Genomic DNA, 26,237 nt, shown 5'->3' on the forward strand with positions numbered 1-26,237 from the left:
CAACGGGCCGCTGGCGCGCTGGCGACCAGGAGGCTGACTCAATGCACATGTTCACGCTTCCCCTCCTCCTCTGCACTGGCCAGGGCGAAATGGATAGGCCCAAGGGGTTCCGCCTGCAGGATCCAGATCAGGGACTCCTTGCACAGCTCCAGCAGGGCCAGAAAGGTCACTAACACCCCCATCCGCCCCTCCTCTGCCCTGAGCACCTGCTCCAGGCGCAGGGTCTGCCCCAGGGAGAGCATGGCGAGGATCTCGGCCATCCGCACCCGGGTCGGGATCTGCTCGCGGCGGATCTGGTGATGTTCGAAATGAGTCGCGCGTTTTACCACACTTTGCATGTAAAGGGCGAGCTCAACCAGTGAAACATCGGGTGCCAACGGCTTGAGGGCTCCAAAATCCGGCGGCAGGGCGGCGGCGAGATAGATCTCCCGCTCCACCCTCGGCAGCTCGTTCACCCGCTCGGCGCCGACCTTGAAACGCTCGTACTCCTGCAACCGGCGAATGAGGGTGACGCGGGGATCTTCCCCCTCATCCTCCTCTTCCAGCTCCGGGGCCCTGGGCAGCAGCAGGCGGGATTTTATCTCCGCCAGCCAGGCCGCCATCAGCAGGTATTCGGCCGCCAGCTCCAGGTTGAGCCCCTGCATCAGCTCCACGTACTCCATGTACTGGGCGGTGATCTGCAGGATCGGCAGGTTCAAAATGTCCAGCTGCTGGCGCCGGATGAGGTAGAGCAGCAGATCGAGCGGCCCCTCGAAGGTGTCGAGGAACACCTCCAGCGCATCGGGCGGAATAAACAAATCCTGGGGCAGCTCATGATAGGGCTGCCCCAGGACTTTGGCGATGGGCAGGGGAAGGCTTGCCTCCCCGCCCACACCCGGCGCCGGCGTCAGCAGCTCGGGTACGGGCTCGGCGGTATCACTCAAACGGCGTGGGATCCCCGGCACCGCGACGGCGCAGCACGGGCTCGTCGTCGGAGAAGTCCACCACTGTGGTGGGCTGCTCGCCCAGATAGCCACCGTTGACCACCAGATCCAGCTGCTTGCCGAGCTTGTCGAAGATCTCTTCCGGATCGAACTCGGCCATCTCGGAGCCCGGCAGGATCAGGGTGGTGGAGAGCAGCGGCTCGCCGAGCCCCTCCAGCAGGGCCAGCGCTATGTTGTTGGCCGGCACCCGGATGCCGATGGTCTTCTTCTTCTCGTTCATCAGCCGGCGCGGTACTTCCTTGGTGGCCTTGAAGATGAAGGTGTAGGCGCCGGGGGTATTGTTCTTGACCAGCCGAAACGCCGTGTTGTCCACCTTGGCATAGGTGGAGATCTCGGAGAGATCCCGGCACACCAGGGTGAAGTCGTGGGTCGGATCGATGCGGCGGATGCGGCAGATGCGCTCCAGCGCGTCCTTGTTACCCATCTGACAACCCAGGGCGTAGCCGGAGTCGGTGGGATAGGCGATGACGCCCCCGTTTTGCAGGATCTGAACCGCCTGGCCGATGAGGCGGACCTGGGGATTATCCGGATGTACGTAAAAATGCTGACTCATAAACTGTTCTCGCGATAGCGACAGGGCAGGCCTGCCTGTAATTCCCAAACTAGAGCATGGTCACGGGCCCCTTGGCCCATGACACTACCTTAACCCCTTTGACGCAGACTCGCTCGCGCCGAAGGTCGAACCCGCCGGATCCGCGCCGCCGTCAGCGGCTGGCCAGCAGGCTGGCATGCTCCTCGGTGGTGAGACCGAAATGGCCGGGATACCCCAGCCAGAGTGGCATGCCCTCTTTGGGCAGCCAGAGGTGGCGGCCCAGCTCGGTCCAGTTGGAGGGGAAATGAAAATCCGATCCCACCGAAATGTAAAGATCGTGCTCCTTGGCCCACTGGCCCAGGTTGGCCCGCTCCTGGGGACTCTGCTGGGGCAAGGAGACCTCCATGGCATCCCCCCCGGCGGCCTTGAAGGCCACCAGCAACCGCTTGATCCACTTGGCGGTGAGGCCATAACGGCTGGGGTGCGCCAGCACCGCCAGGCCGCCGGCGCCATGAATGGCCTCGATGGCAACCGCCATCTCGAGCCACTCGGCAGGCACATAGCCCTTGTTGCCCCGGCTCAGGTATTTCTTGAATACCTTCTGCATGGTGTCGGCCACCCCGCGCGCCATCAGCACCCGGGCAAAATGGGCGCGGGTCACGGCGGCGTCACCGGCCAGGGCCTTGGCCTCTTCGTAGGTGCCAGGCAGCTGGCACTTCTCCAGACGGCGCCCTATCTCCTCGGCGCGCGCCTCGCGGCGGGCCAGCTGGGCGGCCAGAAAGGCCATCAGTTGCGGATTTTTTTCATCCACTCCCAGCGCCACTATATGAATCTCGTGATGCTCCCAACCGGTGGAGATCTCGACCCCGCTCACCAGCCGCAGCGGCAACTGCTCGGCTTTGATCGTTGCGCGGATCTCATCAAGCCCGGCGAGGGTATCGTGGTCAGTGACCGCTAACACCTCGACCCCTTTCTCGGCGGCGCGTCGCACCAGGTCACGGGGTGTCAGCACCCCGTCGGAGGCGGTGGTATGACAGTGAAGATCGAATCTCATCGGCTTATTTCGCTCTCATGAACAGGCCACTTTGGAAAAAAGAAGGCAAAAAAGCGACTTGACTTGGCCGCGGCTTTATCGTTTTCTGTAGACACTTCAACTGCAAACAGAACGTTACAGGATTCTATCATGCAAACGACAATCACCCTGAACCAGAACTGGTGGTGGCACATTCCCTAACATGCGGGCGTGTGGTCGTTGCTGTACCTGTAATCTGACAGCAAATTAAGAACCCAGAGAAAAAGCCCGCTGACCCCAGCGGGCTTTTTTATTATCCGGCAAATGGACATGTGATGAAACCGAGAATTCAGACCAGCACACAGACCTGGCGATGGCGACCCTACTGAAACCGCCTGAACCACCTTAATTTTCAAGGCATTTTTTCGAGGTATGCAACGTCATGAATATCGGTCATCACCATCTCACGCAAGGGAACGCATTATGACAGCCAGCAAGACCCGGTTATCCCTGGGCGAATTCGATACCCTCAGGCTCAATGCCCCCTATGTCACCGATCCCCTGGCGCTCTACAGCCAGCTGTGCCAGGGCCGCCCCAACAACCTGTTGCTGGAATCGGTAGAGATCGACTCCAAGGCCGGCACCCAGAGCCTGCTGCTGGTGGACGCCTGCCTGCGCATCGAGTGCCGTGGCCGCACCGTGCAGGTACGCGCCCTCAACGACAACGGCGCCCAGCTGCAGACCCTGCTCGGCGAGCAGCTGCCGGCCCTGATCCGCCGCAGCCTGGTGAAGGGGGAGCTGCACCTCGAGTTCCCGGCCTCCGATCGGGAGCTTGACGAAGACAGCCGCCTCAAGGGTATCAGCGTGCTGGACGTGCTGCGCACCCTGCAACAGCAACTGCAATGCCCAGTAGGTAAAGAAGCGCTGTTCATGGCCGGCAGCTTCGCCTACGACCTCATCGCCTCGTTCGAGGATCTGCCAGAAGTACCGGAAGGCAGCAACGACTGCCCCGACTACTGCTTCTATGTGGCCGAGACCCTGATCACCATAGATCACATCAAACAGAGCACCCAGCTGGTGGCCTGCCTGTTTGGCGGTAACAGTGGCGACGACGAGCAGGAAGAGAGCCAGCAGGAGGCGCGCTACGCTCGTCTGCTCAGCCGGCTCGAGAGCTTCAAGCAAGCCTGTCAGCAGCCACAACCCCGGCCGCAGACGACCCAGCCGCTGACCGGCGCGCTCTGCGTCGACAAGAGCGACAAGCAGTTCTGCGCCGAGGTGGAGAGGCTCAAGGGCTTCATCCGCCGGGGCGACATCTTCCAGGTGGTGCCCTCACGCAGCTTCTCCCTGCCCTGCCCCGAGCCCATCGCCGCCTACCGCCGCCTCAAGCAGACCAACCCCAGCCCCTACATGTTCTACGTGCAGGATGAGGGCTTCACCCTGTTTGGCGCCTCGCCGGAGAGCGCGGTCAAGTTTGAAGCCGCCAGCCGCCAGGTGGAGATGTACCCAATCGCCGGCACCCGCCGCCGTGGCCTCAATCCGGATGGCAGCATCAACCTGGATCTGGATGGCCGCATCGAGCTGGAGCTGCGCCAGGACGAGAAGGAGGTGGCCGAACACCTGATGCTGGTGGATCTCGGCCGCAACGACATCGCCCGCATCTCCGAGCCGGGCACCCGCTACGTGAAGGACCTGCTCAAGGTGGATCGCTACAGCCACGTGATGCACCTGGTCTCCCGGGTGGTCGGCACCCTGAGAGCCGACCTCGATGCCCTGCACGCCTATCAGGCCTGCATGAACATGGGCACCCTCACCGGCGCCCCCAAGCTGCGCGCCAGCGAGCTCATTCGCGCCGTGGAAGGTCGCAGACGGGGCAGCTACGGCGGCGCCGTCGGCTATCTCAACGGCGTAGGCGAGATGGACACCTGCATCGTGATCCGCTCCGCCTTCGTCAAGGAGGGCGTGGCCCATGTCCAGGCCGGTGCCGGCGTGGTCTATGACTCCAAGCCCCAGATGGAAGCGGACGAAACCCGTGCCAAGGCCGCCGCCGTGCTGGCCGCCATCGCCGCCAGCCATGGCACCTCCCTGCAGGCCCTCAGCCTGCAAGAACACCAGCAGTCCGAGAAAACCAAGGCGGCGCGCCATGACTAACATCTTCCTGCTCGATAACTTCGATTCGTTCACTTATAACCTGGTGGATCAGTTCCGCACCCTCGGCTACCCGGTGCGCATCTACCGCAACAGCCTGCCGGCGACCCGCATCATGCAGGAGATCGAAGCCTGTGACGGGGATGCGGTGCTGGTGCTCTCGCCGGGGCCGGGCGCCCCCCACGAGGCCGGCTGCCTCATCGATCTCATCAAGCTGGCCCGCGGCCGGGTGCCGATCCTCGGCATCTGCCTCGGTCATCAGGCGCTGTGCGAAGCCTATGGCGGCACCGTCGGCGCGGCGGAGGAGATAGTCCACGGCAAGCGCTCCCTCATCGAGCACCATGGCCACGGCGCCTTCGCCGGCCTGCCGAGCCCGCTGCCGGTGGCCCGTTACCACTCGCTGGTCGCCACCTATGTGCCGGAAGAGCTGCAGGTGATTGCCCACTACCAGGGCATGCCCATGGCCATCGAGCAACGGGACGAGCGGGTGCTGGGCTTCCAGTTCCACCCGGAATCCATCATGACCAGCGAAGGGGCCCGCCTGCTCACCCAGGCGCTCGCCCATATCACCCGCCCAGAAAGCCACGTGCGGTAAGGAGACCCCATGCATCATCATCTCAACACCCTCTATCAGGGGCAGTCTCTCTCCCGCGACGAAGCCCGTGACGCCTTCGGTCAGGTGGTACGCGGCGAAGTGGATCCCATCGTGCTCGCCAGCCTGCTCACCGCCCTCAAGCTCAAGGGGGAGACCCCGGAGGAGATCGCCGGTGCCGCCGACGCCCTGCTGGCCGAGGCCCGTCCCTTCCCGCGCCCTGACTACGCCTTCTGCGACATCGTCGGCACCGGCGGTGATGGCCTCAACACCATCAACGTCTCCACCACCTCGGCGCTGGTCGCCGCCGCCTGCGGCCTGAAAGTGGCCAAGCACGGCAACCGCTCGGTCTCGAGCAAGTCGGGCTCCAGCGATCTGCTGGACAAGATGGGCATCAGGCTCGACATGAGCCCTGAGCTGGCCCGCCGCTGTCTGGACGAGCTCGGCATCTGCTTCCTGTTCGCCCCCCAGTATCACGCCGGGGTGCGCCACGCCATGCCGGTGCGTCAGGCCTTGAAAACCAGGACGCTGTTCAACGTCTTGGGGCCGCTTATCAACCCCGCCCGCCCCAGCTACCAACTGATGGGAGTCTATGCCCCCGAGCTGGTGCGCCCCATCGCCGAAACCCTGCTGGCACTGGGACTGAAAACCGGTATGGTGGTACACGGCGCCGGGCTGGACGAGGTGGCCATCCACGGCCCGACCCAGGTGGCCGAGATCCGTGACGGTGAGATCCGTGAGTACCTGCTCACCCCGGCCGACTTTGGCCTCGAGACCTACCCGGTCAGCGCCATTCAAGGGGGGGAGCCGGAAGAGAATCGCGCCATCACCGCCGCCATCCTGGCCGGCGAAGGCAGCCCGGCCCACAACGCCGCCATCGCCGCCAATGTGGCGCCGCTGCTGGTGATGGCGGGCAAGGCCCCGGACTTCAAGCAGGCCGCCGCCCTGGTGCTGGCCAAGCTGGCCAGCGGCGAGACCAGCGCGCTCGCCCAGGCACTCGCCACCCTGAGCCATCAGGAGGCATGATGCCAGTCACCGCTCAGCACAGCGCCCAACAAGAGAGCCCACAAGGCAGTAGCCAGCTTCGCAAGGATAACGAGATGTCAGACCTTATTGCCCCCCATGGCTTCCTGAACATGGCCTCCATCAACCAGACCATACTCGGCAAGATAGTGGCCGCCAAACAGGCGTGGGTGGCGGCCCGCCAGCAGGCGCAGCCGCTGGAGAGCTTCCAGGCCGCGCTCACTCCAAGCGATCGGGACTTCGAGGGGCAACTTCGCACCGGCGGCACCCGCTTTATTCTCGAATGCAAGAAGGCCTCCCCCTCCAAGGGGTTGATCCGCAATGACTTCGATCTGGAGGCCATCGCCGACGTCTATGGCCGTTACGCCACCGCCATCTCGGTGCTGACCGACGAGAAGTTCTTCCAGGGGGATTTCGCCTTCCTGCCAAGAGTGCGGGCCAGGGTCAGCCAACCGGTGCTGTGCAAGGACTTCATGATCGACCCCTATCAGGTCTATCTGGCTCGCCACTATCAGGCGGACGCCATCCTGCTGATGCTCTCGGTGCTCACCGACGAGGGCTACCGCGCCCTGTTCAAGGTTGCCAAGGAGCTGGGCCTCGGGGTGCTGACCGAGGTGAGCAACGAAGAGGAGCTGACCCGCGCCATCGCCCTGGGGGCGCCGGTGATCGGCATCAATAACCGAGACCTGCGCGATCTCAGCGTGGATCTCGCCCGCACCGGCCAGCTGGCCGCCGACATTCCCGCCGATCGCGTGGTGATCAGCGAATCCGGCATCCGGGATCGCAGCCAGGTCGCCCGCCTGCGCCAGCATGCCAAGGGCTTCCTGGTAGGCTCCTCCTTGATGGAGGAGGCGGATCTGGAGGCCGCGGTGCGCAAGCTCACCCTCGGCCAGAACAAGGTGTGTGGCCTGACCCGCGCCGAAGATGCCGCCGCCGCCCATCAGGCAGGTGCGGTATTTGGCGGCCTTATCTTCGTGGCCAAGAGCCCGCGCTACGTGGACATCCCCGGCGCCCGTGCCGTGATGGCCGGCGCCCCGCTCAACTATGTGGGGGTGTTTCGCAATGCCCAGCCCCAGACCATAGCCCTGACGGTCGAGGCCCTCGGGCTCGCCGCGGTGCAGCTGCACGGGGATGAAGACGCCGCCTATATCGAGGCGCTGCGTACTCTGCTGCCCGAGGGTTGCGAGATCTGGAAGGCGGTCGGTGTCACGAGCGGCGAGCCGCTGCCCGCCCTCGACTATCCGGCGGATCGGCTGCTGCTCGATACGAAAGTCGGCAGCCAGAGCGGCGGCACCGGTCAGGCGTTCGACTGGGCCATGCTGGCAAGCCTTGATAAATCTCGCCTGATGCTGGCGGGGGGCCTCAATCCCGACAACGCCCTGCGTGCCGCAGAGGTGGGTTGTCTCGGCCTCGATTTCAACTCCGGGGTGGAAAGCGCCCCGGGCCAGAAGGATGCACAGAAGCTTGAGGCCGCCTTCGCCGCCCTGCGCAAGCTGTGACGCACCTGCCGCATTGACGGCACCGAATTTGATGCTGAATTTTTGATATTTAAGTTTTTAATGAATCTGAACAAGGAATAGATCATGACCCTGCTTAACCCGTTTTTTGGTGAATTTGGCGGCATGTATGTGCCCCAGATCCTCATCCCCGCCCTGCTCCAGCTGGAGAAGGCCTTCGTCGATGCCAAGGATGACCCGGCCTTTATCGCCGAGTTTCAGGAGCTGTTGACCGAGTACGCCGGGCGCCCGACCCCGCTCACCCTGACCCGCAACCTGACCAAGGGCACCAAGACCCGCCTCTATCTGAAGCGCGAAGACTTGCTGCACGGCGGCGCCCACAAGACCAACCAGGTGTTGGGCCAGGCCCTGCTCGCCAAACGCATGGGCAAGAAAGAGATCATCGCCGAGACCGGCGCCGGTCAGCACGGGGTCGCCACGGCCCTGGCCTGCGCCCTGCTCGGCCTCAAGTGCCGGGTCTACATGGGTGCCAAGGATTGCGAGCGGCAGAAGCCGAACGTGTTTCGCATGAAGTTGATGGGGGCCACCGTCATACCGGTGCATTCGGGCTCATCCACCCTGAAGGATGCCTGCAACGAGGCGCTGCGCGACTGGGCTGCCAACTACGACAGCGCCCACTACCTGCTCGGCACCGCCGCCGGTCCGCACCCCTTCCCCACCATAGTGCGGGAGTTCCAGAAGATGATCGGTGAGGAGGCCAAGGCCCAGTGCTTCGTAAAAGAAGAACGGCTGCCCGATGCCGTGATCGCCTGCGTCGGCGGCGGCTCCAACGCCATCGGCATCTTTGCTGATTTCATCGACGAGCCCTCGGTGCGCCTCATCGGGGTCGAGCCCGGTGGCCACGGCATCGAGAGCGGCGAGCACGGTGCGCCGCTGGGTCACGGCAGCAAGGGGGTCTTCTTCGGCATGCACTCCTACCTGATGCAGGACGAGCAGGGTCAAATTCAGGAGTCCTACTCCGTCTCGGCGGGGCTGGACTTCCCCTCCGTCGGCCCGCAGCACGCCCACCTGGCCGCCATCGGCCGCGCCGACTATGTCTCCATCACCGACAAGGAGGCGCTGGACGCCTTCCAGGAGCTGGCCAAATCCGAGGGGATCATCCCGGCGCTGGAGTCCTCCCACGCCCTGGCCCACGCCCTCAAGATGGCGCGCAGCGAACCCGAGAAAGAGCAGGTGCTGATCGTCAACCTCTCCGGCCGTGGCGACAAGGACATCTTCACCGTCGCCGATATCTTCGAAAAAGAAGGAACCCTGTCATGAATCGCTACGCACAACTCTTCTCCCGTCTGGATGCCGTCAATCAGGGCGCCTTCGTGCCGTTCGTGATGCTGGGGGATCCCACTCCCGAATTGTCGCTGGCCATCGTCGATGCGCTGGTCGAGGGGGGCGCCGATGCCCTCGAGCTCGGTATTCCCTTCTCCGACCCGGTGGCGGACGGCCCCACCATCCAGGGCGCGGCCCTGCGCGCCTTCGCGAGCCACACCACCCCGGATGGCTGCTTCGAGCTGCTCACCAGGGTGCGCGCCAAGTACCCGCAGATCCCCATCGGTCTGCTGGTCTACGCCAACCTGGTCTATGTGCGCCACATCGACGGCTTCTATGAGAAGTGCCAGCAGGCAGGCGTGGATTCGGTGCTGGTAGCGGACGTGCCGGTGCAGATGTGCGAGCCCTACAAGGCGGCGGCCGATCGCTTCGGCATCGACAGCATCTTCATCGCGCCGCCCAACGGCGATACCGAGACCCTCAAGGCCGTGGCTGAGCTCGGCAGCGGTTACACCTATCTGGTGAGCCGCGCCGGCGTGACCGGCGCCGAGACCAAGGCCGGCATGCCGGTGGATGGCCTGATCAATACCCTGCGCGAGTTCAAGGCGCCGCCTGCCCTGCTCGGTTTCGGCATCAGCGAACCGGCCCAGGTCCGTGACGCCATCAAGGCCGGCGCCGCCGGTGCCATCTCCGGCTCCGCCGTGGTGAAGATCATCGAGACCCACCACCAGAACCCGGAACATATGCTCACTCGTCTGAAAGAGTTTGTGGAAGGGATGAAGGCCGCGACCAATCGATAAGGAATGGCATTAGCCAAATGCCATTGGCCGTGTCTGAGAAAAGGGAGCCTGATAGGCTCCCTTTTGTTATCCGGTGTCAGAGGTTGGCTTATCTGTAGGTCTGATTAGCGAAGCATAATCAGACGATCGCGGAGTTGATCTGGTGGCGCGGCTTTGCCACGCAGGATGCGAGGACTCCGTCCTCGACGGGGTTTCGCCCGCCCTTCGGGCCTGGGCGAGTGACTTTTCTTTGCGTGGCCAAAGAAAAGTCACCAAAAGAAAGGCCACCCCCACTTATTCGCCCGACTGACGTCGGGTACCTTCGGCTCACCCTCTTGTCCAATGGCACGCGCCGATGGGCCGTCCATGGCCCAACGGCGCTCGCTCGGCATCCTGCCTCGCGGCCTGGACAAGAGGCCTCGCCTCAGCGAATAAGAGGGGGATCAAGACAAGACAGTGCCAACCCTCACCACCGCGTAACCATGAACAAACCCCCTCTCCCCTTGGGAGAGGGTTGGGGTGAGGGGAACTCCCACTCTTCTGCTAACCCAGCAACCAATCTAAAGCAGCTGTTTATCACTAATTGGTTGAACCTGCTCAGATTTTTATCAACCTCTTCTTCCCATGCCCCGAACAGAGCCCTTAAGATAGCCAAACGACAATCCATCTCTAGGGAGAGCCCCATGACAGCGATTGTTGCTATCTCACAGGTTAAAAGCAGCGAACTGGGAGCTGTCACTCAGGGGCGGTAGCCTTGCCAAAAAATAGTAGCCCCTCAAATAACGAGCTTTCTCTAGATATAAAACAAATTAAGAATCAGACCAATAGGTACAAAATGAAACAGTTGGATAGAAAATATTACAATTTAAAACCAATCCATTCTAATTTATATGACCATTACATATTGGGGCTAGCTTGGAAAAAATCAGATGGGTTTGTCAGAAACTACAATTGGTACGCTGATTTATTATCTCTCGATAAATACACTCTAATTATTGATTCGGCAATAAAATCTTGGTCAAATAAAATTTCAAACGGACACTTTACAAGTGTAAAACTGAACCTCATCCCTGCACCTAAATCTGCAAAATGGACGATTAAAAATGGCGAGTGGACTTTGAACGATAGTGAGAGAACGTTGCGTCCTTTAGCTGACATTTCTATTAGAGACCAAACCATAGCGACAACTGTACTGATGTGCCTTGCCGATGCACTGGAAAGTCGGCAAAAAAACTGTTCTTTATCCGAGCAAGATTACTCTGAACACATTAAAAACAAAGTTGTTAGTTATGGTAATCGCTTACTTTGTGATTGGGAGGGAGAGGTTGCTAGATTCCGGTGGGGCGGTAGTGAGTTTTATCGGAAATATTCTTCAGACTATCGCTCATTTTTACAAAGACCGATATCGATCGGACGAAAAATTAGAGAACAAGTAAGTACTGCCGATGAAGTTTATATCATTCACTTAGACCTAAAGAACTTTTATGGCTCTATAAAGCTAGAATTACTCATTAAGAAACTAGAGGAGATAGTTACCACCCACTATAAAGATTTGGAAGATGAAGCATATGTTTATGATGATGTATTCTGGAAGAAGACTTTAGATTTATTCCAATGGAGCTGGACTGATGAGTCAAAAAAAATATCTGATGAATTAAACTTTTCAGGTCCAATAGGATTGCCACAAGGACTTGCCTCTTCTGGGGCCTTGTCTAACGCTTACCTTATAAGGTTTGATGAAAAGATAATTAATAACCTAAGACAGAAAATAAATGATAGTGAGATTTACATACATGACTACTGCAGGTATGTAGATGACCTTAGATTTGTCGTTTCTGGCGTGTCATTAACTAAAGAGTACATCAAGAGCACAATTAAGGATTTTATACAGCATGTTCTTGACGAAGACCTGGAACAAAGCCCAAAAGACGCCTCAAATAAATTACCTTACTTAGAAGTAAACAGTCAAAAAACTCAAATTTTTGAATTGTCGGCTCTCGATAACTGGAGCAGTTTAACTAACAGAGTAAATGAAATACAAAGTGAAATTGGCTCTTCGTGTATTGCAGAACGACATACATTGGATTTAAATATCCCAGCACTTCAACAATTACTGCAGATAGACCACAATGATACACTTCAAAATATTGAGCAGGTTTTCCCCGACCTTAACTTGGGCAGTGTAATAAAAGTAGACTCTTTGCATAGGTTTTCTGCACATAGACTAAGCTCGGCATTAATGAGCAAAAGCAAGCTAATATCTCCAAACGAAAACTTCATTTTAGAAAATGAAGCTAGCGTTGTTTCCAATAAGTTAATATCCACTTGGTTAAAAGACCCATCTAACATGGTCTTATTTCGCAAGGCGATAGAAATACACCCATCAACTCCTGCATATGAAAATATACTAGAATTCATTCTTAATAAGGCCATAAATAGCGCCGATATAAAAGAAGTATATATAATGACATACTTGTTGTCAGATATTTTCAGGAGCGTTACGGATATTTACATAAAACTTAATACTTTTCAACTTAATGATTACAACCCTTTGTTTAGCAAGACTACAATCGCGGCTCAAAAATTACTGTCTTGTAAATCAGATTTACCCAGCTATATTTACAAACAAGCATTATTCTATTTAGCAGTTATAAAAAAACCATTCATTAGCATAAAGAGAAGAGATAAAAATATAGCAAAATTACATAAAGTTATTATGAGACAACAATTTAATCAACTTCGTCTTTTTGATGGATATTTATTCGAAATAGCTGCACAAATAACTGGTGACTATAAAGCTAATGCTTCTTTTTTACTATTACATGAGTCTAGCTCGTCAGTTCTAAATAAAATTTTAGACTCATATGCCTTTCGCGGCGGCAAGTTCTGGAATGCTATCTGGAATGAACTTTTAAATAACAATAATGAGGAACTTATAGCTAAATACCGATGGGCTTCACCAAAAATCAACTTGAGTCCAAATGGAAACTCTCATTATCTATCAACTATTGCCGCCTTTAAAGATAACCCTTTCAAACATGAACATTCATTACTAAAACTAGGACTTGCGCTGATAGATGTAGTGGAGAGAGAAAAGTCTAAGTTTTGGAGGAAAGATGGCTATCAACTTTCACCTCATGAACTAAGAGTGGAGATACAGTCTGGAAAATCATGGTGTGATTTATGGAAAATAGATACAGAACTAACTTGTATTCCAGACCCCAAAGAGATGAGTCTTAGCTCATATGATCCAAGATACGAGACTCCAGAATGGTTGGCAAACGATAATGAAGGTTATCAATATGAAAGAAAAATATATTGGATATGTAGTATATTACGAGGGGCAGCATTAGGTAACATTGATTTCACTCAACGAAATAACTTGAGTTATGAAGATGACCGATATTCTGGCATCAGAACTCAATGGCTCAAAAGACGAATGGGAATGTTACAATCACCTGAATCTATTGTTGGCTCTTTTGGGACAATTAGTGATTGGTTTACTCATCTACTCCAGCATGGTCTTCAATGGCCAGGTTTTTCTTCATCATATATCGAAGAAAAAGAAATATTGTCAATAAGCAGCTTGAATGATTTTAAAATTTGTTTGAAGGAAAGATTAGATGCTCTAAACTCTAGAGTGTGTGTGGCATCCAATGTTCCAACATTACCTACCGTAATTAACCGACCAGAACTTTCAGCAAATCTATTCCGAGTTGTAACTGTCCAGCAGTTATTTCCAAAAGAAATACACTTTCATCGTTCGGATGTAACGTTGGACAATAAAGATGTTCGATGGAAACACCGTGAACATTTAGCCGAAGTGTGTAAGTTAACAGAGCAAACATTGAGAGCAAAACTAAGAGTTGAACAAAAAAACTATAAAAGCACCGCTGATTTGATCGTTTTTTCAGAATTAGCAGTACATCCTGATGATGAAGACATCATACGAGGTCTTGCACTTAGAACCAAGTCAATTGTCTTTGCTGGATTCGTTTTCAGCGAGCATAATGGTAAAGTTATAAATAAAGCCCGCTGGATAATACCAGATAAAGCAGAGTTTGGTATGCAATGGCGCGTGCGAGATCAAGGAAAACTTCACATGACACCAGGAGAGAAATCTTTAAATATTGAAGGATATCGACCGTGCCAACATGTCATCGAAATTGAGGGCAGTCCAGAAGGACCATTCAAGATCACTGGAGCTATCTGTTACGATGCGACAGATATTAAATTAGCTGCTGATTTAAGAGACCAAACTGACATGTTTGTCATCTCTGCGTATAACAAAGATGTCAACACCTTTGATAACATGGCATCTGCACTCCAATGGCACATGTATCAGCACATTATCATAGCAAATACAGGGGAGTATGGAGGTTCAACCATGCAAGCCCCATACAAAGAAAAACATCACAAGTTAATATCTCATGCACATGGAACAGGCCAAATCGCCATTAGTACTGCAGATATTGACCTAGCAGCATTTAGACGCAAAGTTATAGAATACAAAAAAACAAAAGCAGAACCGGCGGGTTTCAATCGAAAGCACTAAGGGTGTAAAGATGGATAATCTAGTGAAGTTAGCCACAATATTATCTCCATTAGTAAGTGGTTGCATTGCCATCTGGGCAATTTTAATTGCAAGGAAAACCATTGATGAAAATAAAGAAATCGCAAAAAAACAGTCGCAGATACTGCTTATCAAGAATATTTACGATTAGCGATGGAAAACCCTCAATTTGCAAAAGGCTATAGTGCAACTTCTGAGAAAGACCCCATGTACGACAAATATGTTTGGTATGTTTCCAGAATGCTGTTCTGCTTTGAGAGAGTGATAGATGTCAAAGACAGTTTGAAAGATAAATCATGGAGTAAAACAATTACCAAACATTTGAATTTTCATTCCGAACATTTCAAGAAAACAAAGGCTGTTGATGAAAAACTCTATTGCGAACCAATTCTAGATCTCATTCAGTTAAGCCAAAAAACAGATTAAAACATAGCAACAAAAATTAGGGCTTCCATCTTTCTGAGCAAGACGTAGCATAGCCAACGCACAGGAAGATGGGTGTCCTTTTTACCTAATTTGGTTTCCCCCGGGGATATAAAGAGCAATTTGTGGCTGGAATGATGCCCTCTATTTACCTAATCACAATATATCCTGCAATCACTTCACATCCCACTACTACCACCCCCCTACCCCACACCAGCCTCCCCATCAATACCAGCATCAACATAATTCCCGACAACCAAACCCAGTAGAGCTTTGAGAAGAGCACAGCTTGGCCACGGGCGGTGAGATAAACCTCTAGCTTGAAGGGGGCAACCTTGGGATTGCCAGCCATGGAGCAAAGAAGCACACGGTACGGCACACCGCCAGCCTTGAGCCCATGGCGGGCATTGCCTACAATGACCCACTTTTTATCAAACTCAGGTCTATAAAATGAGCGACAACAAACCCGCACTGCCCGACCATCTGGCGGCCAACCCGCGCAGCCCGCACCATGTGGCGGAGTGCTTCGAGCACGAGATCGGCATTCGCCTCAACGGCAAGGAGCGCACCAATGTCGAGGAGTACTGCATCAGCGAAGGCTGGGTGAAGATCCCCTCCCCCAAGGCCAAGGATCGCTATGGCAACCCCATGCTGATCACCGTCAAGGGCACCGTCGAGGCGTTTTACGCCTAAGCGCATTGCCGCCGCGCCCTGACAAGGGGCTCGACTCTGTGATCCCAAGACACCGGCCTCGCGCCGGTGTCTTGTTTTGTGCGGCACTTGCCGGCAGGCAGCGCCATGGGATCGCCAAGCCCGATCCCTCCAGCCATTAGCTACTGGCGACAAAAAGCCCCGTCTTGCCTTAAAGCGAGACGGGGCTTTTTATTGCTGCGGCTGGCTTGCCGGGCATCGATGCATCAACCCAGCGAGACGAAGATCCCCGCCAGGGTGGCGCTCATCAGGTTCGCCAGGGTGGCGGCCAGCACGGCTTTGAGACCCATGCGGGCGACGTCCTGGCGGCGCTCCGGCGCCATGGTACCGATGGAGCCAAGCTGGATGGCGATCGACCCCAGGTTCGCGAAGCCGCACAGGGCGAAGGTGATGATGATCTGGCTATGGGCGCTCAAGTTCTCCTTGATGCTGGCAAAGTCCAGATAGGCGACGAACTCGTTCATGATCACCTTCTGGCCGATGAGGGAACCGGCCGCCATCATCTCGTCGCTCGGCACCCCGATGAGCCAGGCCACGGGGGCAAACAGGTAGCCCAGCAGCAGTTGCAATGAGAGATCGGCCCAGCCGAACCAGCCCCCGACGGTGGCAAAACCTGCGTTGATCATGGTGATGACGCTGACAAACACCAGCAGTATGGTGCCGATGGCCACCGCGATTTTCATGCCACCCATGGCGCCGCCCGCCAGGGCGTCGATGGCGTTGCTGTAGTCGCTCTTGTCCAGGGTGATCTCGTCCTGCTCGCGCACCCGCTCCTGCTCCGGCACCAGCAGTTTGGCCATCAGCAGGCCGCCCGGCGCCGCCATGAAGGAGGCGGCGATGAGGTATTTGAGATCCACGCCGAGCCCGGCGTAGCCCCCCAGCACCGAGCCCGCCACCGAGGCCATGCCGCAGGTCATCACCGCAAACAGCTCTGAGCGGGTCATGCCAGCCAGGAAGGGGCGGATGAGCAGCGGCGACTCCCCCTGGGAGAGGAAGATGTTGCCGGTGGCCACCAGGGACTCGGCGCGGCTGGTGCCGAGCAGGCGGTGAATGCCGCCCCCCAGCACCCGGATCACCCACTGCATGATGCCGAAGTGATAGAGCACGGCGATGAGGGCACTGATGAAGATCACCAGCGGCAGCACCCGCACGGCGAAGATGAAACCGTTGCTGGCCAGATCGCCAAACACGAAGCGGATGCCGCTGTCGGCGAAGCCGAGTAGGGCGGAGACGCCGTTGCTCATGGCGCCGAGCAGGAGCTGGCCCGGGGGAAAGTAGAGCACCAGGGCGGCCAGGCTTATCTGCAGCGCCAGGGCGCCCAGCACGGTGCGCCAGCGGATGGCACGGCGATTTTCACTCGCCAGCCAGGCGATAAACATCAGGGCCAACATACCGACCAGACTCAATAACAGGGTCATCTTGCACCTATGAAGAGAGGAGATTCATACGGCAGGTCTGCAGAGGGGCATCGCGGGACAGTCAGGCGGGAAGTGTGCCGACCACGCGATACACAGACCACAAACCTGCTGGCTAGTGGCGGGTCCCATCCTGGGGTCATTCACGTTCCGGGTGACGGCGAGTATCGGGTGACGCCAGCGCCGCCGCGAGGATATTGCGGCCAACTAGCAGGTCGGGCGGCGATGCTACAGTGATCGCCGTCACAGAAAAAGCGGTAAAACGATTCGCATCGGCAACTTTTTGCCTGTCTGGCATAGACCCACCCGAAACGGTATCGGGATGCCCCTGCTCTGCGCTCTACCAGGCAGACTCTACAACGACTGCAGGCATCTGCTAAGACGCGTCCTCGCGGTGATGCTGATACACAAGCAATGCGGGCGACCTCCTCCTGGCCGGACAAAAGCTGCCTGTTGGTCCTGCCGGCCCCCTGTACCTGGTGCCGGATCCAGCTGTTTTAACAGCGCTTATTTTTCACAGCGTCATGGTAAACAATGCCTTCAGACCAAAACAACACAAATAACCAGCAACCTTGCAACAAAGCAGACACAACCATGGACGACCAAACCCATCCATAAAGAGGTATAAAAATATAATTCATTGATTTTTAATCAAGAAAGTCAGAAATCACCCTAAAAAAGAGCAATTTAAAAACGTTTTCCATTTAAATCCTTAAAAAAACTTTATTTTACGTCTGAACGATAATGCCAGTTCATATAATGAGCGCCTTTTCGTGGCATCACACTCGTAATAATAAAAATATAAAAACAGTTCAGTCTATTAGGAAAACACGTCATATGTTCAGAATCCTGCTCGATCAACCGATGGAAATTACCCATGCTCAAGGCGAGTCTTGGGTAGTGTTAAAAGATGGCTCGATAAAAACGGTACAGGTTGGAGACTTAATACCCAAAGGGGTATTGCTAGTGTCCAAGTCCGAGGTGGAACTCACCCCGCCGGCACCGGTTTCTGATGCGCCCGACAAGGCGCAAGCCGCCATCAGTTTCGACACCGAGCCACTGTCGCCAGAGGAACAGCAGGAACTTGCCGAGCTCCAGCAAGCGATTCTGGATGGCAAGGATCCTACCGAGGTCGCTCAGGCCACCGCCAGTGGCGGCGATGCATCAGGTATCGCCGCCGGCTCCGGCAATGCCGGCGCCATAGTGACCGAGCGCACCAATCAGGCGACTATTTCCAACGCCGGGTTTGACACGGCACATGACGCACCCGAATTTATTCGGTATCGGGATATATTGGGGGAGCTGACTGCCGAAGAGGCTGAACACGATCCGATCGCATTTGACCAATCACATATTATTTCGGAAGATGCCCCGACGCTTTATGCTCAAGTACCCGCAGCACAAGATCCCGATCATGACGGTATTAATCCCCAAGGCTATTCCCTAGTGACGGATGTAGATCGGGGCCAGCTGATATTAAATGCCGACGGAAGCTATATTTATACCCCCTCTGCAGAGTTCCAATCCCTTAAAGAAGGGGAAACCCAGCAGGTTTCCTTTACCTATATTGCCACCGATCCCAATGGCAACCAGAGTGCCCCGGCGACGGTCACCATCACCATCACCGGCACCAACGACGATGCCAGCATCGGCGTCGCCACCCCGGGTGCCGACCAGGGCGCGGTGAAAGAAGATGTGACCCTCACCACCGGCGGCAAGCTGGTTGCCACCGATGTCGATCAGGGCGAGGCCCACTTCCAGCCCCAGGACCAGGTCAAGGGCGCCCACGGTACCTTCAGCCTGGATGCCGACGGCAACTGGACCTATAACCTCGACAACAACGACCCCGCCGTGCAGGCCCTCAAGGAGGGCGAGACCCTGCCGAGCGAGCACTTCGTGGTCAAGAGCGCCGATGGCTCCGCCGAGCACAGCGTCACCGTCACCATCACCGGCACCAACGACGTCGCCAGCATCGGCGTCGCCACCCCGGGTGCTGACCAGGGCGCGGTCAAAGAAGATGTGACCCTCAGCACCGGCGGCAAGCTGGTCGCCACCGATGTCGATCAGGGCGAGGCCCGCTTCCAGCCCCAGGACCAGGTCAAAGGCGCCCACGGCACCTTCAGCCTGGATGCCGACGGCAACTGGACCTACAACCTCGACAACAACGACCCCGCCGTGCAGGCCCTCAAGGAGGGTGAGACCCTGCCGAGCGAGCACTTCGTGGTCAAGAGCGCCGATGGCTCCGCCGAGCACAGCGTCACCGTCACCATCACCGGCACCAATGACGACGCCAGCATCGGCGTCGCCACCCCGGGTGCCGACCAGGGCGCGGTGAAAGAAGATGTGACCCTCAGCACCGGCGGCAAGCTGGTCGCCACCGATGTCGATCAGGGCGAGGCCCGCTTCCAGCCCCAGGACCAGGTCAAAGGCGCCCACGGCACCTTCAGCCTGGATGCCGACGGCAACTGGACCTACAACCTCGACAACAACGACCCCGCCGTGCAGGCCCTCAAGGAGGGTGAGACCCTGCCGAGCGAGCACTTCGTGGTCAAGAGCGCCGATGGCTCCGCCGAGCACAGCGTCACCGTCACCATCACCGGCACCAATGACGACGCCAGCATCGGCGTCGCCACCCCGGGTGCCGACCAGGGCGCGGTGAAAGAAGATGTGACCCTCAGCACCGGCGGCAAGCTGGTCGCCACCGATGTCGATCAGGGCGAGGCCCGCTTCCAGCCCCAGGACCAGGTCAAAGGCGCCCACGGCACCTTCAGCCTGGATGCCGACGGCAACTGGACCTACAACCTCGACAACAACGACCCCGCCGTGCAGGCCCTCAAGGAGGGTGAGACCCTGCCGAGCGAGCACTTCGTGGTCAAGAGCGCCGATGGCTCCGCCGAGCACAGCGTCACCGTCACCATCACCGGCACCAACGACGACGCCAGCATCGGCGTCGCCACCCCGGGTGCTGACCAGGGCGCGGTCAAAGAAGATGTGACCCTCACCACCGGCGGCAAGCTGGTTGCCACCGATGTCGATCAGGGCGAGGCCCGCTTCCAGCCCCAGGACCAGGTCAAGGGCGCCCACGGCACCTTCAGCCTCGATGCCGACGGCAACTGGACCTATAACCTCGACAACAACGACCCCGCCGTGCAGGCCCTCAAGGAGGGCGAGACCCTGCCGAGCGAGCACTTCGTGGTCAAGAGCGCCGATGGCTCCGCCGAGCACAGCGTCACCGTCACCATCACCGGCACCAATGACGACGCCAGCATCGGCGTCGCCACCCCGGGTGCCGACCAGGGCGCGGTGAAAGAAGATGTGACCCTCAGCACCGGCGGCAAGCTGGTCGCCACCGATGTCGATCAGGGCGAGGCCCGCTTCCAGCCCCAGGACCAGGTCAAAGGCGCCCACGGCACCTTCAGCCTGGATGCCGACGGCAACTGGACCTACAACCTCGACAACAACGACCCCGCCGTGCAGGCCCTCAAGGAGGGTGAGACCCTGCCGAGCGAGCACTTCGTGGTCAAGAGCGCCGATGGCTCCGCCGAGCACAGCGTCACCGTCACCATCACCGGCACCAATGACGACGCCAGCATCGGCGTCGCCACCCCGGGTGCCGACCAGGGCGCGGTGAAAGAAGATGTGACCCTCAGCACCGGCGGCAAGCTGGTCGCCACCGATGTCGATCAGGGCGAGGCCCGCTTCCAGCCCCAGGACCAGGTCAAAGGCGCCCACGGCACCTTCAGCCTGGATGCCGACGGCAACTGGACCTACAACCTCGACAACAACGACCCCGCCGTGCAGGCCCTCAAGGAGGGTGAGACCCTGCCGAGCGAGCACTTCGTGGTCAAGAGCGCCGATGGCTCCGCCGAGCACAGCGTCACCGTCACCATCACCGGCACCAACGACGACGCCAGCATCGGCGTCGCCACCCCGGGTGCTGACCAGGGCGCGGTCAAAGAAGATGTGACCCTCACCACCGGCGGCAAGCTGGTTGCCACCGATGTCGATCAGGGCGAGGCCCGCTTCCAGCCCCAGGACCAGGTCAAGGGCGCCCACGGCACCTTCAGCCTCGATGCCGACGGCAATTGGACCTACAACCTCGACAACAACGACCCCGCGGTGCAGGCCCTCAAGGAGGGTGAGACCCTGCCGAGCGAGCACTTCGTGGTCAAGAGCGCCGATGGCTCCGCCGAGCACGGCGTCACCGTCACCATCACCGGCACCAACGACGACGCCAGCATCGGCGTCGCCACCCCGGGTGCTGACCAGGGCGCGGTCAAAGAAGATGTGACCCTCACCACCGGCGGCAAGCTGGTCGCCACCGATGTCGATCAGGGCGAGGCCCGCTTCCAGCCCCAGGACCAGGTCAAGGGCGCCCACGGCACCTTCAGCCTCGATGCCGACGGCAATTGGACCTACAACCTCGACAACAACGACCCCGCGGTGCAGGCCCTCAAGGAGGGTGAGACCCTGCCGAGCGAGCACTTCGTGGTCAAGAGCGCCGATGGCTCCGCCGAGCACGGCGTCACCGTCACCATCACCGGCACCAACGACGACGCCAGCATCGGCGTCGCCACCCCGGGTGCTGACCAGGGCGCGGTCAAAGAAGATGTGACCCTCACCACCGGCGGCAAGCTGGTCGCCACCGATGTCGATCAGGGCGAGGCCCGCTTCCAGCCCCAGGACCAGGTCAAAGGCGCCCACGGCACCTTCAGCCTGGATGCCGACGGCAACTGGACCTACAACCTCGACAACAACGACCCCGCGGTACAGGCCCTCAAGGAGGGTGAGACCCTGCCGAGCGAGCACTTCGTGGTCAAGAGCGCCGATGGCTCCGCCGAGCACGGCGTCACCGTCACCATCACCGGCACCAACGACGACGCCAGCATCGGCGTCGCCACCCCGGGTACTGACCAGGGCGCGGTGAAAGAAGACGTCACCCTCACCACCGGCGGCAAGCTGGTCGCCACCGACGTCGATCAGGGCGAGGCCCGCTTCCAGCCCCAGGACCAGGTCAAGGGCGCCCACGGCACCTTCAGCCTCGATGCCGACGGCAACTGGACCTATAACCTCGACAACAACGACCCCGCGGTACAGGCCCTCAAGGAGGGTGAGACCCTGCCGAGCGAGCACTTCGTGGTCAAGAGCGCCGATGGCTCCGCCGAGCACAGCGTTACCGTCACCATCACCGGCACCAACGAAGCGCCCGATGCCCGGGACGATGGCGCCAGCACCCAGCAGACGGTCACGCTCGATGGCCAGAACTGGGATACCAGTGGCGATATCAAGGTCGATTACTATGTCATCGATGCGACGACCGGGTTGAAGATCGCCAATGCCGAGCAGTCGGATTACACCGGCGACGGTGATCATCGCTACGGGGTGAAGTCAGACATTGAGCAGCCCAATGCGGATGCGGTGCAGGCGGGACAGCTTGGTTATCTGGACAGCGAAAACAAGAGTGAAGCCATGCGCTTTACCTTCCAGCAAGGGCAGGTCGCCGATCACGCATCCATCGAGATCAAGAATCTGTGGTCTGATCGTTTCAATGGCGGCTGGGAGCCCGGCTGTGAGCGCGGCGTATGGAAGGCCTTCTATAAGGGTGAGCTGATCGCAACCGGTGTCTTTGAAGGCACCTCTGGCGGGAAGCAGACGCTCCAGATCGAGGCCGGCGGCCGCTACTTCGACACCATTGAGATGTCGGCCATTGGCTACAAAGATGGCATCGTCGATCCGCAAGGCTCCGAATACTTCATCACCAAGGTGACGGCAGACCTGACCCACTTCGATCAGGCCTTCCAGACCAACGAGACAGGCAGCCTCGATCTCGATGTACTGAAGAATGACACCGATCCCAATCAGGATGCGATCGCCATCGTAGAGGGCAGCTACCCGGACTACATCACGCTGGTGAATGGCAAGCTGCACTTCGATGCAGCCAAATATCTCCAGACATTGCCGGCGGGGCAACGTGACCTGCAACCGGGAGAGGTCAAGTCGATCGAGTTTGAATACAGCATCCGGGATATCCACGGCGCAACCGATCAGGCCAAGGTCACCATCACCATCATCGGCGATCCCCTCTCCGGCACGGCCCCGCTACATGTCGAGATGCAGGAAGGCGATCTGGCGGGAGGCGCCACCGCTCACAGTGAGGGCCTGCTGCCGGGCGCCCATGAGGCAACCCCTCATGACTACCGCTTTGCGACCCAGCAGAGCGGGGCCGAGGTGCACAGCGGCGGCAACCCCCTCAGTTATGAGGTCAGTCAGGATGGCCTGCAGCTGACAGGCTTCATCATGGAAGGGGGACAGAAGGTTAACGTGCTGGTCGCGCAGCTGGATCCCCAGCAAGGCTCCTATCAGTTGGATCTCTTCCGGCCGCTGGACCATGGCCTGCCGGGCAAGGATCTGCTCTCCCTCCCGTTCGACATGAATATCCAGGTCGGGAACCAGCTTACTCAGGGGAAACTGATCGTCGACATCATCGACAGCGCCCCCACCCCCGGCACCATCAGTCATGCGGTGGGCGATGTGGAGCCACAATCCAACTCCGTCATCATAGCGCTGGATATGTCAGGCTCGATGAAAGACTACGTGCACGATGCCAACGGCCAGTGGACAACCCGTTGGTCTATTTCCCAGCAGGCCATCAAGGCGATGTTCGAGCAATATGACAAGGCGGGAGAGGTGCAGTTCAAGATTGCGACTCATGCGGGCTATCCGGATGGTCAGGTCTCCGGCTGGTTGCACTCCCTTGCCGATATCCAGGCCTTCTTCGACACCATAGTTCCATCAGGCTGGACTCCCTATTATCAGGCGCTGAACCAGCTCGATGCCATTCTGAGCAACCCGCAGGATCAGGTTGCCATGGAGGGTACCAACAAGCAGTTCTATTTCCTCTCCGATGGCGCCCCCTCCGACTTCGGCTACTGGACCAACGGTTCATACAAGTCCCAGGAGATACGTGACCGGCTGATGAGTGGCATCAGCCCGGATGAAGTGGGCGGGGAGCAGCACTATCAGGAGCTGCTCAAGGGTACCGTTTCGCCTACCAAGGCTGAACAGTTCCTCATCCTGGGTGAGTCCATGGATCACATCATGGACAAACACGGCAACCCCTTCGACAGCATGAACATGCTGGCCATAGGCCAGAGCTCGTCACTCGAGTACCTGACGCCACTGGCCGGCCAGGATGGCACCGCCATCCTGGTAGAAAAGGATGCCGATGTCGTCAACATCCTGACGGAATCGGTGCCGGGTCAACTGCAGGGTGATGTCACCTTGCAGTCGATCGAGGGCGAATGGGTGCAGAGCCTGACCCACGATGACCGCACCTACTTCTATGACCAGACCAAGGGCGGCATCTTCATCCATGACAGCGCGACCGACAACAAGGTGGTCGATGGCGCCAAGCTGACGCTCGATACCACCAACGGCAAGCTGGTACTGAACTTTGAAACCGGGCAGTACGACTATCAGGCCAAGGATGTGCATGGGAATGGGCAGGACAAGTTCCTGCTCACCTTGCGCGACGGTGATGGCGATACCGCAGATACCGCTCTGGTTATCGACGTCACGGATCTGCAAGGTGGCGTCAGCGCATCACCGCTGACTCTGGGGACGGCTGAGAAGCCTGCCGCCTTTGCCCTCTCGGCCCCGCTGCTCGGTTCAGAGGCGCAGGATGAGCTCATCGAGCTCCCCGTCAGCCAGCCGGCGGCACCTGCCAGCCATCTGGAGAGCCTGACAGCAAACGGGATAGCCATCGGCGACCTGCTTGATCATGATGAGATGGACAGCCTGCTCACTCAGGTGGCGCCGGCCACGCAGGACTCCCCGGGTATTGCGGGTGAAGGTGCGGCCATGTCGGCGCTGCCGGATGGCAATGTCCCTGACTTGCTCAGCCATACCATGCCCAATCCGGTATTTGATGAGCTGTTGTCACAACAGCAATTTATCCAGTAACCCCTCAAACCAGGCCCCCAACCCAAACGTTGGGGGCTTTTTTGTATGCCGACATGCCCCATTGAACCCCGCTCACACCCCACGAAACAGTTAACCGCTCACAGTTTAAGATCCTGATCTGGAGTAATATCCCACTCTCCCCTCATCCCCACGATCGAAGAGGCATGTTCTCCTGACCGACCTCAACTGCGAGCCGACCTACATGAAGCAGACCCTACTCTCCCTGACCCTGGCCAGCCTGTTGGCACTGCCGGCGTTTCTCCCCTCTATTGCCTGGGCTGCCCCGGTACGCTCCCTGCAAAAAGAGCAGAATTACGATCAATACATCAGCAAGCGCCAGGTGGTGGATCAGCTGCTGGCGGATGCCTGGCAGATCTTCAAGTCACCGGCCAGGGTCTCGACCGCCGGGTTCACCGCCAAGATGCCGAGCAACATGGAGCGGGTCACCGAGCTCTTGCTGCAGGCCTATCAGCTCGAGCCCTATCGCACCGATCTGCTCATCTCGGCGGCCAACGCCCAGATCTACAACGGCAACGTGGAGCGGGCCATCAACCTGTTCGAGCAGGCCCTCACCACGGCGCCGGACGACTTGGACCTCAACAGCTACCTCGCCACCTGGCAGCGCTTCAAGGGCGATCAGGCCAAATCTGATACCTATCTCAAGCGAGTGAGCGAGCTCAATGGCGGGCGCGCCGCCGATCTGCAGCGCCTGTTCGATACCGTTGACCGGGTCAACGCCACCCCGCTCAAGGAGCAGGGGGAGCGCTCACCCAAGCCGGGCAACAGGGCCATCGTCACTTTGGGCTATGCCCTCAATCCGGATGGCAGCATGCACGACATCCTGCTGGGCCGGCTGGAGACCACCCGCTCCCTGGCCCAGGCCAACCCGGCCGCGCTCATCATACTGACCGGCGGCGTGCCCCAGAACCGCCAGACCGAGGGCAAGCTGATGGCGGACTGGCTGGTGAAGAAGGGCATAGACCGCTCGCGCATCATCGAGGAGAACTACGCCACCAGCACGGTGGAGAACGCCCTCTACAGCGGCTATGCCCTCGCCCGCCACCAGATCCAGTACGCGACCCTGGTGAGCTCCGCCAGCCATGTGCGCCGGGGCCAGACCCTGCTGGAGATCGCCTGCTGGCAGAGCGGTCCGGCCGGGATCCAGATAGACAGCGTCAGCTACCCGGACCAGCCGCTGTCGACCCTGGCCAAGGTGAGCGACGGCGAGCTGCTCGGCATCTACCGGGATGCCCTGCGCACCTACGGCCTGTGGAGCTACCGCTCGGCCCCGCTGATCGAACGCTAGG

At 58.2% G+C, this 26,237-nt stretch carries 16 protein-coding genes and 1 pseudogene; 11 read left to right on the forward strand and 6 right to left on the reverse strand.

Features of this window, described 5'->3' with window-relative positions; translation table 11 throughout:
• Positions 1-38: 38 nt before the first annotated feature.
• From EL255_RS14450 to rnm, 3 genes are all read right to left on the reverse strand, one after another.
• Positions 39-923 carry a segregation and condensation protein A gene (locus tag EL255_RS14450; RefSeq protein WP_408608777.1) on the reverse strand — a complete coding sequence of 295 codons (885 nt, stop codon included), beginning with the start codon at positions 921-923 and terminating at the stop codon, positions 39-41.
• Entirely contained in the window at positions 916-1,536 is a 621-nt protein-coding gene (locus EL255_RS14455) for an L-threonylcarbamoyladenylate synthase (RefSeq protein WP_033129896.1), read from the reverse strand. The genes EL255_RS14450 and EL255_RS14455 overlap by 8 nt, the downstream gene beginning before the upstream one ends.
• A gap of 151 nt (positions 1,537-1,687) precedes the next feature.
• The gene (gene rnm / locus EL255_RS14460) at positions 1,688-2,569 is read right to left on the reverse strand and encodes an RNase RNM (RefSeq protein WP_042654995.1); all 882 of its coding nucleotides are present in this window, start codon (positions 2,567-2,569) and stop codon (positions 1,688-1,690) included.
• A gap of 441 nt (positions 2,570-3,010) precedes the next feature.
• Between rnm and EL255_RS14465 the strand changes: the two genes are divergently transcribed.
• From EL255_RS14465 to EL255_RS21475, 8 genes are all read left to right on the forward strand, one after another.
• On the forward strand, positions 3,011-4,675 hold the full coding sequence (locus EL255_RS14465; RefSeq protein ID WP_042654996.1) for an anthranilate synthase component 1: 1,665 nt from the start codon (positions 3,011-3,013) through the stop codon (positions 4,673-4,675).
• A complete protein-coding gene (locus EL255_RS14470) occupies positions 4,668-5,267 on the forward strand; it encodes an aminodeoxychorismate/anthranilate synthase component II (protein WP_033129899.1) in 600 nt (199 codons plus the stop codon). Before EL255_RS14465 ends, EL255_RS14470 begins: the two co-directional genes overlap by 8 nt.
• A 9-nt stretch (positions 5,268-5,276) precedes the next feature.
• Positions 5,277-6,290 (forward strand): anthranilate phosphoribosyltransferase, encoded by a 1,014-nt coding sequence (trpD, locus tag EL255_RS14475; protein WP_042654997.1) that lies wholly within the window; start codon positions 5,277-5,279, stop codon positions 6,288-6,290.
• The gene (gene trpCF, locus EL255_RS14480) at positions 6,290-7,786 is read left to right on the forward strand and encodes a bifunctional indole-3-glycerol-phosphate synthase TrpC/phosphoribosylanthranilate isomerase TrpF (RefSeq protein ID WP_042654998.1); all 1,497 of its coding nucleotides are present in this window, start codon (positions 6,290-6,292) and stop codon (positions 7,784-7,786) included. The genes trpD and trpCF overlap by 1 nt, the downstream gene beginning before the upstream one ends.
• Before the next feature lie 84 nt (positions 7,787-7,870).
• Positions 7,871-9,064: a tryptophan synthase subunit beta gene (trpB, locus tag EL255_RS14485; protein WP_042654999.1), complete on the forward strand. Its 1,194-nt coding sequence runs from the start codon at positions 7,871-7,873 to the stop codon at positions 9,062-9,064.
• Positions 9,061-9,867, forward strand: a complete 807-nt coding sequence (gene trpA, locus EL255_RS14490; protein ID WP_042655000.1) for a tryptophan synthase subunit alpha — start codon at positions 9,061-9,063, stop codon at positions 9,865-9,867. Before trpB ends, trpA begins: the two co-directional genes overlap by 4 nt.
• Before the next feature lie 814 nt (positions 9,868-10,681).
• A complete protein-coding gene (locus EL255_RS14495) occupies positions 10,682-14,401 on the forward strand; it encodes a reverse transcriptase domain-containing protein (RefSeq protein ID WP_197720898.1) in 3,720 nt (1,239 codons plus the stop codon).
• Between the two features lie 171 nt (positions 14,402-14,572).
• Positions 14,573-14,845 carry a hypothetical protein gene (locus EL255_RS21475; protein WP_197720899.1) on the forward strand — a complete coding sequence of 91 codons (273 nt, stop codon included), beginning with the start codon at positions 14,573-14,575 and terminating at the stop codon, positions 14,843-14,845.
• A gap of 145 nt (positions 14,846-14,990) precedes the next feature.
• Here the strand turns inward: EL255_RS21475 and EL255_RS21640 are convergent.
• Positions 14,991-15,205, reverse strand: a pseudogene (locus EL255_RS21640) (hypothetical protein); the annotation flags it as partial.
• 87 nt (positions 15,206-15,292) lie between these two features.
• Here EL255_RS21640 and EL255_RS14515 point away from each other — a divergent pair.
• On the forward strand, positions 15,293-15,535 hold the full coding sequence (locus EL255_RS14515; RefSeq protein WP_042655004.1) for a DUF3297 family protein: 243 nt from the start codon (positions 15,293-15,295) through the stop codon (positions 15,533-15,535).
• 224 nt (positions 15,536-15,759) lie between these two features.
• On the opposite strand, the gene EL255_RS14520 is transcribed toward EL255_RS14515, so the two are convergent.
• Complete coding sequence (locus tag EL255_RS14520; RefSeq protein WP_042655005.1) at positions 15,760-16,971, reverse strand: NupC/NupG family nucleoside CNT transporter; 1,212 nt, start codon at positions 16,969-16,971, stop codon at positions 15,760-15,762.
• A gap of 136 nt (positions 16,972-17,107) precedes the next feature.
• Positions 17,108-17,266, reverse strand: coding sequence for a hypothetical protein (locus tag EL255_RS21395; protein ID WP_157013119.1), 159 nt, complete (start codon positions 17,264-17,266; stop codon positions 17,108-17,110).
• 566 nt (positions 17,267-17,832) lie between these two features.
• Between EL255_RS21395 and EL255_RS14525 the strand changes: the two genes are divergently transcribed.
• Entirely contained in the window at positions 17,833-24,930 is a 7,098-nt protein-coding gene (locus tag EL255_RS14525; RefSeq protein WP_232018953.1) for a retention module-containing protein, read from the forward strand.
• A 202-nt stretch (positions 24,931-25,132) separates the two neighbouring features.
• Complete coding sequence (locus EL255_RS14530; protein WP_042655007.1) at positions 25,133-26,236, forward strand: YdcF family protein; 1,104 nt, start codon at positions 25,133-25,135, stop codon at positions 26,234-26,236.
• Position 26,237 lies beyond the last annotated feature (1 nt).

The organism is Aeromonas encheleia (assembly GCF_900637545.1).
Classification (GTDB): domain Bacteria; phylum Pseudomonadota; class Gammaproteobacteria; order Enterobacterales; family Aeromonadaceae; genus Aeromonas; species Aeromonas encheleia.

Excerpts from the sequence above, each read along its gene's own strand:
- EL255_RS14455 (WP_033129896.1), bottom strand. The coding sequence starts at position 1,536 with ATGAGTCAGCATTTTTACGTACATCCGGATAATCCCCAGGTCCGCCTC.
- rnm (WP_042654995.1), bottom strand. The coding sequence starts at position 2,569 with ATGAGATTCGATCTTCACTGTCATACCACCGCCTCCGACGGGGTGCTG.
- EL255_RS14465 (WP_042654996.1), top strand. The coding sequence starts at position 3,011 with ATGACAGCCAGCAAGACCCGGTTATCCCTGGGCGAATTCGATACCCTC.
- EL255_RS14470 (WP_033129899.1), top strand. The coding sequence starts at position 4,668 with ATGACTAACATCTTCCTGCTCGATAACTTCGATTCGTTCACTTATAAC.
- trpD (WP_042654997.1), top strand. The coding sequence starts at position 5,277 with ATGCATCATCATCTCAACACCCTCTATCAGGGGCAGTCTCTCTCCCGC.
- trpCF (WP_042654998.1), top strand. The coding sequence starts at position 6,290 with ATGCCAGTCACCGCTCAGCACAGCGCCCAACAAGAGAGCCCACAAGGC.
- trpB (WP_042654999.1), top strand. The coding sequence starts at position 7,871 with ATGACCCTGCTTAACCCGTTTTTTGGTGAATTTGGCGGCATGTATGTG.
- trpA (WP_042655000.1), top strand. The coding sequence starts at position 9,061 with ATGAATCGCTACGCACAACTCTTCTCCCGTCTGGATGCCGTCAATCAG.
- EL255_RS14495 (WP_197720898.1), top strand. The coding sequence starts at position 10,682 with ATGAAACAGTTGGATAGAAAATATTACAATTTAAAACCAATCCATTCT.
- EL255_RS21475 (WP_197720899.1), top strand. The coding sequence starts at position 14,573 with ATGGAAAACCCTCAATTTGCAAAAGGCTATAGTGCAACTTCTGAGAAA.
- EL255_RS14515 (WP_042655004.1), top strand. The coding sequence starts at position 15,293 with ATGAGCGACAACAAACCCGCACTGCCCGACCATCTGGCGGCCAACCCG.
- EL255_RS14520 (WP_042655005.1), bottom strand. The coding sequence starts at position 16,971 with ATGACCCTGTTATTGAGTCTGGTCGGTATGTTGGCCCTGATGTTTATC.
- EL255_RS21395 (WP_157013119.1), bottom strand. The coding sequence starts at position 17,266 with ATGCCAGACAGGCAAAAAGTTGCCGATGCGAATCGTTTTACCGCTTTT.
- EL255_RS14525 (WP_232018953.1), top strand. The coding sequence starts at position 17,833 with ATGGAAATTACCCATGCTCAAGGCGAGTCTTGGGTAGTGTTAAAAGAT.
- EL255_RS14530 (WP_042655007.1), top strand. The coding sequence starts at position 25,133 with ATGAAGCAGACCCTACTCTCCCTGACCCTGGCCAGCCTGTTGGCACTG.